At 32.8% G+C, this 13,347-nt stretch carries 9 protein-coding genes and 1 tRNA gene; 3 read left to right on the top strand and 7 right to left on the bottom strand.

The window, feature by feature from the left end; translation table 11 throughout:
- Positions 1–9: 9 nt before the first annotated feature.
- Positions 10–474, bottom strand: a complete 465-nt coding sequence (rimP, locus tag H8K90_RS06935) for a ribosome assembly cofactor RimP (protein ID WP_186845185.1) — start codon at positions 472–474, stop codon at positions 10–12.
- A 154-nt stretch (positions 475–628) separates the two neighbouring features.
- Between rimP and H8K90_RS06930 the strand changes: the two genes are divergently transcribed.
- Complete coding sequence (locus H8K90_RS06930) at positions 629–1,453, top strand: universal stress protein (protein WP_186845184.1); 825 nt, start codon at positions 629–631, stop codon at positions 1,451–1,453.
- Positions 1,454–1,629: 176 nt separating this feature from the next.
- Here H8K90_RS06930 and H8K90_RS06925 read toward each other — a convergent pair.
- Positions 1,630–1,703, bottom strand: a tRNA-Gln gene (locus tag H8K90_RS06925).
- 148 nt (positions 1,704–1,851) lie between these two features.
- Between H8K90_RS06925 and H8K90_RS06920 the strand changes: the two genes are divergently transcribed.
- Complete coding sequence (locus H8K90_RS06920; RefSeq protein ID WP_186845183.1) at positions 1,852–5,262, top strand: glycosyltransferase family 117 protein; 3,411 nt, start codon at positions 1,852–1,854, stop codon at positions 5,260–5,262.
- 8 nt (positions 5,263–5,270) lie between these two features.
- The gene (locus H8K90_RS06915; protein ID WP_186845182.1) at positions 5,271–5,939 is read left to right on the top strand and encodes a polysaccharide deacetylase family protein; all 669 of its coding nucleotides are present in this window, start codon (positions 5,271–5,273) and stop codon (positions 5,937–5,939) included.
- On the opposite strand, the gene H8K90_RS06910 is transcribed toward H8K90_RS06915, so the two are convergent.
- From H8K90_RS06910 to H8K90_RS06890, 5 genes are all read right to left on the bottom strand, one after another.
- Positions 5,936–6,232, bottom strand: coding sequence for a thioredoxin family protein (locus H8K90_RS06910; RefSeq protein ID WP_186845181.1), 297 nt, complete (start codon positions 6,230–6,232; stop codon positions 5,936–5,938). The two genes, H8K90_RS06915 and H8K90_RS06910, sit on opposite strands and share 4 nt — an antisense overlap.
- 110 nt (positions 6,233–6,342) lie before the next feature.
- Positions 6,343–7,569 carry a metallophosphoesterase gene (locus H8K90_RS06905; RefSeq protein ID WP_186845180.1) on the bottom strand — a complete coding sequence of 409 codons (1,227 nt, stop codon included), beginning with the start codon at positions 7,567–7,569 and terminating at the stop codon, positions 6,343–6,345.
- A 42-nt stretch (positions 7,570–7,611) separates the two neighbouring features.
- Positions 7,612–10,092 carry a beta-mannosidase gene (locus tag H8K90_RS06900; RefSeq protein WP_186845179.1) on the bottom strand — a complete coding sequence of 827 codons (2,481 nt, stop codon included), beginning with the start codon at positions 10,090–10,092 and terminating at the stop codon, positions 7,612–7,614.
- A 44-nt stretch (positions 10,093–10,136) separates the two neighbouring features.
- Entirely contained in the window at positions 10,137–10,829 is a 693-nt protein-coding gene (locus H8K90_RS06895; RefSeq protein WP_186845178.1) for a copper homeostasis protein CutC, read from the bottom strand.
- A gap of 192 nt (positions 10,830–11,021) precedes the next feature.
- Entirely contained in the window at positions 11,022–13,316 is a 2,295-nt protein-coding gene (locus H8K90_RS06890; protein WP_186845177.1) for a beta-N-acetylhexosaminidase, read from the bottom strand.
- Positions 13,317–13,347 lie beyond the last annotated feature (31 nt).

The raw sequence follows: 13,347 nt of genomic DNA, 5'->3' as shown, positions 1-13,347 counted from the left end.
TGATATGAATTAAAATTTTATTTTAACTTTTGCTTCTTTAATATTATCGAAAGCAACATTGGCTTGTTTAGCTACAGTTACTTTTCCTTTCCCTACAGGTTTTGGTTCTCGTGCTTTCCAGTTTAAAACCACACCCTCTTCATTTACTGCTGTAAGTTCACCTTCAAAATTTTGACTATCTAAAGTCTTAATTTCTAGATTTCGACCTACATGCTTGTGGTATTGTCTAGGTAAAGTTAAAGGCGTTGCTGCACCAGATGATAATACTTCTAAAGAAAAATCGTGTTCATCTCTATCTATATTATGCTCAATCGCTCTGCTTATAAACATACAGTCTTCGACCAAAACACCATTATCACCATCTATTACAATTTTAATGGCATTATCACTAGACAAACTAAAATCTATTAAGAACAAATCTTGTCTTTCTTCTAATGCCGTTTGTAATAAGTCTTCTACTATTTTCTTAAACATTATTTGATATAAAAAGAGAGGACTTTTCGTCCTCTCGCTTATTTATTTTTAGTAAACAACGGTGCAAATATACAACATTTTTATTGATTTTTCAAAGCTTCGTAAAGTGGATTTATTTTCTTAAATTTATAAGACTAACAAAAAAACAACATCAATGAATAAAATTTTAGTTCCCACCGATTTTTCAGAACAAGCGGAAAATGCATTAAAAGTAGCTGCAATGCTTGCTAAAAGACACGAAGCCGAAATCTATTTATTACACATGATGGAAATACCAATGCAACAAATAGATCCTGGTGCCGTACAAAGTGATATACCAGAAGCTTTATTCTTTATGAAGTTGGCTCATAAAAAGTTTGAAGATTTATTGGCGAGTGATTTTTTAGAAGGTATTACTGTACACGAAACAGTTAAAGCAGATATTACATTTAATGAAATTAAAGATGCTTGCAAAGAGTATGACATTGATTTAATTGTTATGGGGTCTCACGGAGCAACAGGCCTTAAAGAAATGTTTGTGGGTTCTAATGCAGAGAAAGTAGTACGAACCTCTATTGTACCAGTTTTAGTTATAAAGAACGAACACCAATCTTTTGATGTTTCTGATTTTGTATTTGCTTCAGATTTTAAAAACGACAACAAAGAAACTTACAAACAAGCTGTTGAATTCGCAAAAGCATTTAACTCTAAGATTCATCTCTTAATGGTTAATACTGCAAATAATTTTATGACCACATATGATGCCAATGCGCGCATAAATGATTTTATTGCCGGACAAACTTATGATAACTACACCATTACAATACATAACGATACAACTGTAGAACAAGGCATATTAAACTTCTCTAAAGATATTGATGCAGATTTAATTGGTATAAGCACACACGGACGACAAGGCATTGCTCATTTCTTTAATAGCAGTATTAGTGAAGATTTAGTTAACCATGCTAAAAGACCAGTAATAACCTTTAAGATTTAATTTTTATAAACCGCAATAAATTGAAAAATCCTAAGCGTAAATTGGTTAGGATTTTTTTTCTGGTTGGCTCAATAGGTTTTACTGCATCTAGGCTCTGCATAAACCACTCAACCCATTAAATTCTTAATAAAAAAGAAAAATCCTAACTCATTACTGAATTAGGATTTAAACTTTTGTTGGCCCACTAGGTTTCGAACCTAGACTCTTCGGTACCAAAAACCGATGTGTTAGCCAGTTACACCATGGGCCAATCTCAAAAGAGGTTGCAAATTTAAAACAAAGTTTTATTTGGGCAAAAAAAATCAAGAAAATAATTAAAAATACTTAACGTTAACTTAAAAACGTAGGCATTACTATAATAATTAGTAAATTCGCCAGCATTAATAAGCTAGGTTTTTATGACAGATTTTAACTTTAAAAAGTGGAATGCCATTTTAGGATGGTTTGTTTTTGCAGTAGCATTTACGGTTTATGCACTTACTATAGAACCAACTGTTAGTTTTTGGGACGCAGGAGAATATATTTTAACGTCTTCAAAATTACAAGTTGGGCATCCACCTGGAGCTCCACTTTTTCAAATGTTAGGAGCATTTTTCTCAATATTTGCGTTAGAACCTTCTCAAATAGGTATGATAATGAATATGATGAGTGCTGTTGCAAGTGCTTTTACTATTCTCTTTATGTTTTGGACTATTAGCTTATTATTAGTAAAACTAGTAAAGTATAAAAAAGAAGAAAATCCAGGTAAAGCCTATGCTATATTAGGAAGTGCGTTAGTAGGCAGTTTAGCCTTTACATTTACAGATTCTTTTTGGTTTAATGCTGTAGAGACAGAAGTATATGCTATGGCAACGCTTATTATGGCTGTAATGTTTTATTTAGCATTACGCTGGGAACAAGACATGGACACATCCAGAGGAAACCGTTGGTTAATTTTAATTGCTTTTGTAATTGGATTATCTTTTGGCGTCCATTTTATGGGCTTATTAACCATTCCTGCTATTGGTCTTATTTATTACTTTAAGAATTATAAAACCATTACCGTAAAGAATTTTATTATTGCCAATATAGCATCCGCTGCTATTCTACTTTTTATATTCAAATTATTGCTTCCATCTACACTTAAATTGTTTGGTTATTTAGAGGTGTTTTTTGTAAATTCAATAGGCTTACCTTTTAATTCAGGCACCATAATTACTGGATTAATGGTTATTGGTCTATTTTATTTTGGACTCAATTATACCAAGAAAAAAGGCATGTTACATGCAAACACTTTGGTACTTTGTCTTATGTTTATTTTTATTGGATTTTCGTCGTGGATGATGTTACCAATAAGAGCTAACGCTAATGTAATAATCAATGAAAATGACCCTTCGGATGCTCGAGAACTTTTAGCTTATTACAACTTAGAACAATATCCTGAAACACACTTGTTTTATGGCCCTCAGTTTACCGAAGTATATTCTGGTGCAGATAAAGATGAGCCTTATATAGATGATAAGAAAAACTATGAACGTGATGAAGAACTTGGTAAGTATGTTGTTATAAACGACTGGAAAGGCAGTAAACAAAATTACAACCACGAACACGCTTCAGTTTTACCAAGAATGTGGAGCAGTGAGCATGCAGAAAACTATATGATGTTTACTGGCTTAATTGAATTTAAAGCTAACCCAAATATACAAACCCAAGCCCGAAGACAAGCTTTAAATGCAGGTTTACCTGAAGAACAAGCCAATCAGTATGCGTTACAAGAAAAACGACAATTTGACCAAATCATTAATGATTTTAAAATGCGCATTGCCCAAGGTGAAATTGATTACGAAGATTACAACAATTTTTTAAAGCGCTATGGCCAACAATATTTAATTGTTGAAAAGCCTTCTTTTGGGGATAACTTAGCTTATATGTTTCAATACCAATTTGGTTATATGTATTGGCGTTATTTTATGTGGAATTTCACCGGAAGACAAAACGATATTCAAGGTAAATACGATGATTTTAATGGCAATTGGATTTCAGGAATTAAATTTTTAGATGAAATACATTTAGGTATGTCTCAAGACAATTTACCAACAGATGTATTAGAAAACAAAGCTCGTAATACGTATTATTTCTTACCATTATTACTAGGACTAATTGGCTTTTTCTTTTTACTAAATGTAGATAAAAAGCGTTTTTGGGTATTACTTGTGTTTTTCTTACTAACAGGTATAGCTATCCAATTTTACACTAATGTTAGACCGTTTGAACCTCGTGAACGTGATTATTCGGTCGTAGGTTCTTTTTACGTTTTTGCCATTTGGATAGGATTCGGTGTTTACGCATTATATGATATCTTAAAATCGAGCATTAAAACAAAATTATTAGCACCAGTAATTACCTTAGTTTGTATCATTATTGTGCCTGGCATTTTAGCAGCAAATAACTGGGATGACCATGATCGTTCTGGCAAATACACTGCCAATGCCATGGCTCGCAAGTACTTAGAATCTTGTGCACCAAATGCTATTCTCTTTACCATTGGAGATAACGACTCATTTCCGTTGTGGTATTTACAAGAAATTGAAGGAGTACGCACAGATGTACGTGTTGTAAATACTAGTTTATTTCAAACGGATTGGTATATCGATCAGATGAAACGCAAAGCTTATGAAAGTGACCCTATTCCTTCTAAATTGACTCACAAACAGTACAGAGCAGGCACTAGAGATATTACCATATATCGAGAAATAAACGAGCAAATTGCCAATGACACATTGCCTATTAAAGACTTTATGGATTTTGTTTCGAGCGAAAAACCTAATACCAAATTTAGATATGTAATTGAAAAACAAGGTGATGACCCAGAAGGTTATCCTAAATACATTTTAAATTCTAATTACTTCCCTACAAGAAATATTAGTATTCCTGTAAATAAAGCTGAAGTTCTTAAAAATGGTTTAGTACAAGCTAAAGATGCGGATAAAATAGAAGATAATCTATATGCCAGAATTGGTGGAAGTTATATCTACAAGCATAGACTGCTAATGTTAGATATTATTGCCAATAACAATTGGGAACGTCCTATCTATTTTACAGGAGGTGCGTTTAGTGACGAAGATTACATTTGGTTAAAAGACTATTTACAGTTAGATGGTATGTGTTACAAATTAGTACCTATTAAAACTCCAGTAGATAGAGCAAACCCTTACGATATGGGCAGAGTAGATCCAGATTTAATGTATAATATGGTTAAAGATTGGGAATGGGGAGGAAGTGAAAACGATATTTATCTCGATATAGAATCGAGACGAAATGGAATAACCTACAGAGGTAATTTGGCACGTCTAATTGAGCAACTTATCAATGAAGACAAATTAGATAAAGCGGAAGAGATTGCTGATATCGCCATGGAAAAAATGCCTGTAGATAAATTTGGGTTTTACTCATTATTAGAGCCTTATATTAGCGCATATTACGAAATAGGAAATGTAGAAAAAGGTAGAGCATTATTTAAAGATGTTGCCAAGAAATATCAAGAAAATTTAGTGTATTACAGTGGTCTTTCTATTGAAAATCAAGAAAGAAAAGTTGGAGAGGAAATCTATTTAGATATACAACGTTATAGAGCGTTAGTGGATATTTTAGTAATCTATAATGATAAAGATTTTGCCTTAGAAGAGACTAAAACATTTAATAGTTATTTTAGTTTATTTGATGAATTAATGAGTCGTTACAGTGAGGAAGAAGCTCCACAGATACCAGAGGATCTAGACTTAAATACAACTGTAAAAGACACAATTAAAAATTTATCACCTGAACAGTAAAAAATAGTATGAAGATTATTCCAGCAAAAACTCCTGGATTTGTAAAAACATTATTTCCAAATTTTATTTGGAACATTTATACCAATGAGAAAGAACTCTATCTTACTTTTGATGATGGGCCCACACCAGAAATAACAAACTGGGTATTAGATACATTAAATCAATATAACGCAAAAGCAACCTTCTTTTGTATTGGCAATAATATTGAACGTAATATTGAAATTTTTCAAAATATTTTGGCAGGTGGACACGCAATTGGTAACCACACATATAATCATTTAAAAGGCTGGAAAACAAAGACTAAAGACTATGTTGGTGATGTGGAATTGACGGACTCAGTGATACAATTTCAAATTCAAAATTCAAATTTTTCAAACCTATACCAACAAAGGTCTACCAATCTTTTTAGACCACCATATGGTAAGTTTAAAACTAAACAAAGTAAAAAACTTCAAAAACTAGATTATAAAATAGTACTTTGGGATGTATTGTCTTACGATTGGGATAAATCTGTAAATGAAGGTACTTGCTACAACAACGTTATTTCTGCTGCTAAAGAAGGCAGCATTATTGTGTTTCATGATAGTGTTAAAGCATCACGAAATTTAAAATATGTGTTACCAAAAGTTTTAGATTATTACACCGAAAAAGGATATGTATTTAAGGCTTTATCTTAAACGTATTCTTGAATAATACCAATTAGCGTATTAGCATCTTGCTCACCACTATGACGCCATTTCATTTCGCCATTTTTGTAAATAATTAAAGTAGGCAAACCTTTTACTCTAAGCGCTTCTGCTAACTCCTTGTTTTTATCTACATCTATTTTTATCACTTTGGCTTTATCACCAAGTGCCGCAGCTACATCTCTAAGTATTGGATGCATTGCAATGGACTGATCATTCCATTCTGTGTAGAAGTCTAATAGAACTGGAATTTCGACATCTATTAATTCCCCAAATTTTGACATATTATTTAGTTTTAGTCAAATAAATAAGTCCTTCAAACTTATACAATATTCTTGTACTAATTGATTGTAATTAAAGCACTCATAAGATAAAAATAAGCAATTCTAAACAATTATACTTCTTTTATCCCTTTTTTGAGCTCTATCACTGTTATTTCAGGCCATATTCCTACGCGACCAGGATAACCCAAGTAACCAAACCCTCTATTTACATTAATATATTGGTCTAACTCCTCATAGATTCCAGCCCAATGTTTATAACGCCATTTTACTGGACTCCATTTTATCCAACCTGGAATTTCAATACCAAATTGCATACCATGTGTATGTCCGCTTAAGGTTAAATGATATTTATAGGCATCGTTAATTACCTCAGCTTCCCAATGACTTGGATCGTGACTCATTAAAATTTTAAAATCTTCAGGCTGAATTTTTGAAGATGCCTTTTTTAAGTCACCTGCTTTTTTAAAACCACCTTTCCCCCAGTTTTCTACTCCAACAAGAGCTATACGCTGTCCATCTTTTTGAAGATAGCGATGTTCATTTAATAATAAATCAAAACCTATTTCTTTTTGAATCGTCATTAAATCTTCTAAATTTTGCGCTTTATCTTCTTTATTTGGCCAATCTACATAATCACCATAATCATGGTTTCCAAGTACTGAAAATTTACCATCTTTTGCTTTCAACCTTTTAAATGTGTCCTTCCAAGGAATCATTTCTGAAGCCTTATTATTTACCATATCTCCTGTAAATAGCAACACATCAGATTGCTGTTCATTAATTAAGTCAACTGCATATTCTATCTTTGCTTTATTATCAAAACTTCCAGAATGTATATCACTAATTTGGGTTATTTTATAACCATCAAAAGCATCTGGTAAATCCTCAAAATGAAGTGTATAATTAAGTACTCTAAAATTATATTTACCCTTATACATGCCATAAAGTAATGATGAAAATGGAATAGCCGCTAGACCAAGTGCTATCTGACTTACAAATTTTCTTCTTGATGGTAAATAAAAAGATTCTTTAGTTACTAATTTATCGTACAATCCTAAGGCACTTCTTATAATATCTTCTCCTAAAAGAATAGGGACTAAGACTAAATTTAATGACATAAACGACAATAGAAACCCAAAAGCATAACTCTTAGAAGGACTAAGAACCCGACCTTCACTAGAACTAGCAAATTGAAATATAAAATTACCAACTATAATAATAGCAATAGCTATAAAAATGTAATGCACCCAACTATACTTAGTAATTGTTTTTATGGCCTGAAAACCATAAACAGTCAATATTAAGTATATAATAATAAAAATTATCCAACGCGTCATAGACTAATTTTGAAATGCAAATTTAGTGAACGAAACTACAAACTATCTTATAAAATTGTTAATGCATTTAATGTTGAAGTTAACTGGTTTCTTGTTTTGGGTAACAAATTCGATAGTTTTTGACTCATTTGGCAGTAAGTCGAAGAAATTATCAGAAAAATGTCCTTTTGCTTTTGTGAATAAAAACACATCTTTTTGAAGGGTTTTACTTGATAATTCAATTTTAAAACCATCTTTTGTTTTTGAGATTGTTTGCTGAATTTCTGCTTGTTTCAATTTTAAATCCTTTGGTTTTACGAGGTAATGTAGGTTCCTTTTATTTTTAAAATATGAAACAACGACAACTTCCGATTCAGCAAGATTTAAATCTCTTAAATCTGTTTCACGTTTAATGTCGCTCGAATTTGAATTTACAGTAGCCTTTTCCAATGTTAACCATAATATATTGCCGTCAAAATCAATAATTTTTATTAGTAAATCGTCATTATATTCATTTAAATCATCATTAACAATCCAAGTTTCCAGAATACCATTTTCAACTTTTGAAGATATAAATAAGTTCTCGAAACTTCGTTTAGCATTATAATGTAAGGCTTTCCAATTTCCAAAATAATCGATACTGCTCCAAGATACTGCTGGCCAACAATCGTTAAGTTGCCAATACAAAGTTCCCATATTATAGGGTTTAGCTCGTCGTTGTGCTTCAATACCTTTAGTAATTCCATAGGCTTGTAAAACTTGGCTCATATACACATAGTCCTCTGGACTTTCTGGCACAGGAAAATCACGCTTCATATAATCTTCAATAAATTGAAACCCACTGGAATGTTTTTGATGATTTTTAAAGCCTTCGGAAGTTATTTCTAGACTATCATTCTGATTAATGAACCGAATTGTTTCATAACTCGGAAACGACTGAAAGCCAAACTCACTCATAAAACGTGGTACGTTTTCTTCTAAGTGTTCAAACGGATAACCATCGTGCCAAATCCACCAATCATGTGCATCACCTTCCGTTTTGTATTTGGGATTTCCTCTGCCATATTTTGGAGAGGATTCCCAATAATCTGTGTCTGTTAATTGCTCAACTGTATTCGGTAAAATAGAATCAAATACTTTTAAATAGTTGTTCCAAATCTCTTCTTTATCTTCTTCACTTCTACCATCTTGCCAACCCCAACGATGCCATCCTTCTGAGTTTTCATTGTTACCGCACCACAACGCAATTGAAGCGTGATTCCTAAGCCGTTTTACATTGTAACTAGCTTCTTGCTGTACATTTCCCAGAAAATCATCGTCACCAGGGTACATAGCACAAGCAAACATAAAATCTTGCCAAACTAAAATACCTTTTTCATCACATAAGTCATAGAAAATATCATTTTCATAAATGCCTCCTCCCCAAACTCTAAGCATATTCATATTGGCATCGACCACATCATTTAAGAGTTTTTCATAATGGGCATCTGTGACGTTATTCTGAAAGCTATTTTGCGGAATGTAATTCGCTCCTTTTGCATAAACTGGCACATCGTTGACTTTAAAATAAAAGGACTCGCCAATACTATCTTTTTCAGCGACTAGTTCTATGGTTCTTAATCCTTTTTTAATTGAAATACTGTCTAGAATTTTATTTTCTTCTTTTACAACCACCTTTATATCATACAAATAAGGTTCACCTAGATTGTGAGGCCACCAGCGTTTCGGATTTTTTAATTGTAAACGAGTAGCCCAAGTATAACCTTTTAGAACTTCATTGGGAGTCTTCATTAGCTTATCATTAATGTAGATTTTATAAGTTAAATTTTTATCTAGTTCTACATTCGAAAGTTTTTTAACATCAAGTAAAATATCCGCGATAGAATCATTTAATTTAATTTGTTTTATGTCTATTTCTCTTATTTTATAATCATTCCAAGCCACCAACTTAATCGGTCGCCAAATCCCACTAGTATTCAACTTCGGTCCCCAATCCCAACCGTATTGAAATTGTGCTTTTCTTGTGAAAATGCGTTCACCTTCTGGTAGTTCATATGATAATTTTTCTTTTTCTGCTTCTTCAAATTTTGACGTGGATTCAAACAAAATTCTAATTTCGTTTTCTGTTTTCAAAAGTGACTTAACATTTACATTCCATGTTCTAAACGCATTATTAGCACTCAGAATTAAACTATCATTTAAATAAACCGAAGCATAGGTGTCTAAACCTTCAAAATTGAGTTCAAAGTTTTTCTTTTGCAGTGTTTCTTCGTCTAAAGAAAATGTCGTTTTATATTCCCAATCGGTTTCAGAAACCCATTGTACGTTTTCCTCATTCTTGCCAATAAATGGATCTTCAATTAAACCAAGTACTAACAAATCGGAATGCACATTACCAGGAACTGTTGCCGATTGCCAAACCGAATCTGTTACTTTTTTGAATTGCCAGTTCGTATTCAATTCTATTTTAACTGGCACATCGTATTCTGGTTGACAGCTAAAACAAATTAAACATAAAGTGAAGAAAAAAAATAGGTGTTTCATACAAGGCCTTTTGAGACTTTTCTGGTTTTAAAAACCTGAAAGGTCTAATTTATTACATCTAAAATGGCTTTAATTTTTTGAGGATCCGAAGCTGTTAATGGCATCGAAAATAATGAATCATCCATTTCTAGTTGAGATGAGGCTGATGCGTGAATTTCTTTTAGTCCTGCTTCTTTAAATTTTGATGCATTTTCTGAATTTACACCACCTCCAGCTAAAATCGCAATTCTTCCGTTTGATAATTCATAAAGTTCTTTCAGTAAATCTATGCCTAATTCCGCCGATTGTTTTTGACCAGAAGTCAGAACACGTTCAACTCCCAAATCAATTAATTGTTCCAAAGCTTCTTTCGGATTTACGACCTCATCAAACGCACGATGGAATGTGAATTTCAAAGGCCTTGATAATTCTACTAGTTCTTTTGTTCGTTTTAAATCTATAGTTCTATCAGCGTTTAAAACGCCCGAAACAATACCTTGACAACCCAAATCTTTGCAGAGTTCAATATCACGTTTCATAATTTCAAATTCATCTTCTGAATACACAAAATTACCACCTCTTGGTCTGATTAATACAAATACAGGAATACTTAAATAGACAATAACTTGTTTCAGTAATCCATACGAAGGTGTGATGCCACCAACCGATAATTTTTGGCATAATTCTATGCGATGTGCTCCTGCGTCGCAGGCATTTTTTGCAGATTGATATGAGTTGGCGCAGATTTCTAGTTTCATATATTTCCTGCGAAGGCAGGAATCTTTTTAATTTATACTAAGTTACTTCAAAGTGGATTCCTGCCTGCGCAGGAATGACAAATCTTGTTGTCACTTCGAGTGATTCCGATTTTTATCGGAATTGTATCGAGAAGTCTTTACTTGGTTCTCGATACAAAATTGCAAAAAAGCAATTTCACTCGAACTGATGCTCTAATTCACAATTATCTCATCAATAAACGTCCAAGCCTTATTCCCAGCACCTTGTTTTCCTTCTGGGATTGTTCCGAAATTTGGAATTTTTAAAATAATTTTTTCGACCTTAATTTCTAAATCCTCTATTTTAATTAACTTACAATCAAACTCAATAATTTTGTCATTTGATTTTTTCAAATTGTGTTTATCTGTAAAACTCATCCCATCCTGCAATAAATATTCAATTACTATTTCTCTTGGCGCATATATCCACTGCCCATTCCCATTATAAAAGCGTGTTTCAATTGTATTGATTTCCTTTTCCTCACCCAAATCAATCGTAATCTCAATATCATCTCCCCAAAATCCTAACCATTCTTTATCTCCATATCTTGAATCACTTCCACTAATACCATTAATTAAACCTTCAACTCCACTACCAGAATACGATTTATGCGGCTCTTTATTTATAGTAATTTTTGCACCGACGGCTTTATGAAAAACCATTTCTTGGGTAAAGGTTTTCCCTAGTTGTTTTTCGGAATTAAAAACGGCAGCATTTAGTTTTGTGCTTTTTGTAATTGGGATTCTTTCTGTATAAATTTCGGATTCTAAATTGGGTTCAGTTCCGTCTAAAGTATATCGAATGGTTTTGCCTTCTGTTAGAGTTTTAAACTCAAAAAAAGCTTTTCCATCTTCTGAAACTAAGTCTCCTTCAATTTCATATAAATGATTAGCATAGTTGATATCTAATATATCCAAACGTTTATGAAAATGTTCTAATCTTGATACAAAATCTTTATAATTTTTGTTTTCAGGGTTGGACCAAACCACTTCACTCATGGCCAACATTCTTGGAAAAGCCATATACTCAAGATGATCTTCGATTGGTATATATTCTGTCCAAATATTGCCTTGCGCACCTAAAACATATTTTTGTTCTTCCTTGGTTAACTCTTCAGGAATTGGGTTAAAACCATACACTTTTTCTAAAGGTAAAAAGCCACCAATAGCCAATGGTTCGTCTTCTCCATCAGACTGGTAATAATCAAAATAGCAATGCGATGTAGGTGTCATTACTACATTGTGTCCCGACTTGGCTGCTTCCACAGCTCCACTTGTTCCTCTCCACGACATAACGGTTGCATTTGGTGCTAAACCACCTTCTAAAATTTCATCCCAACCAATAATTTGTCTGCCTTTTGAATTGAGATACTTTTCCATCTTTGTGATAAAATAGCTCTGTAATTCGTGCTCATCTTTCAACCCTTCACTTTTAATTAAAGCTTGGCAATGCGCACAATTTTTCCAACGGGTTTTTGGTGCTTCATCACCACCAATATGAATAAATTCACTTGGAAATAGTTCTAAAACCTCATCCAAAACATCTTCTAAAAATGCAAATGTCTTTTGGTTTGGGCAATAAATATCTTCAAAAACTCCCCATTTTTGAGCTACCTTAACTTGTTCTCCTGTACATCCTAATTCTGGATAAGCCGCAATGGCAGCTTGTGCATGTCCTGGCATTTCAATTTCGGGAATCACAGTCACAAAACGTTCTTTAGCATACGCTACAACTTCTTTAACCTCTTCCTGCGTGTAATAACCACCATATTTTTTTCCATCAAACTGGTGTGGTTGGTCACTGTAATGTCCAACTAAAGTTCCATCTCTGTAAGCCGCTATTTCTTGTAATTTGGGATATTTTTTAATCTCTATTCGCCAACCTTGATCGTCGGTTAAATGCCAATGAAAAGTATTCATTTTTAGCATTGCAATCGCATCGATATATTTTTTGATGAAATCTACCGAAAACATATGTCGTGATACATCTAAGTGCATACCTCTATAAGTAAATTGAGGAGCATCTTCAATAACTAAAGCAGGAATATTGACTTGACTTCCTTCAAAGCTTCCACTTTCAAATTCAACTGGTAATAATTGTCTTAATGTTTGTACTGCATAAAATGCGCCTTGATCTGTACTGGCTTTTATTTCAATCTTATCTTCCGAAATATTAAGACTGTAGGCTTCTTTACCTAGATTTTTATCTACAATAAAAGTTATATCATTTCCTGAGTTGACTTCTATACCTCCACTTTCTAAATAGCTCTTTAAAAAGTCGGAACTAATTTTAAAAGTATCTTCAGAATTAATACTTGTTGCACGATTTAAAACAAAAACCGACTTAGAAATGTTTATTGAATTGGGCTGTGGAATTATAGCAACTTCTTGTGCTTCAATAGGCTTATGTTGGCAACTTAAAACCGTTAACAACAAAATGATAAAACCAAACGATGTCTTGAAATGCATTTTAGTATATTAGATGCATTAAAATTAGCAA

It is taken from the genome of Winogradskyella echinorum (assembly GCF_014297365.1).
Taxonomy (GTDB): Bacteria; Bacteroidota; Bacteroidia; order Flavobacteriales; family Flavobacteriaceae; genus Winogradskyella; species Winogradskyella echinorum.
Note: the sequence above shows the minus strand (reverse complement) of the source record. Positions and strands in the feature narration are given on the sequence as shown.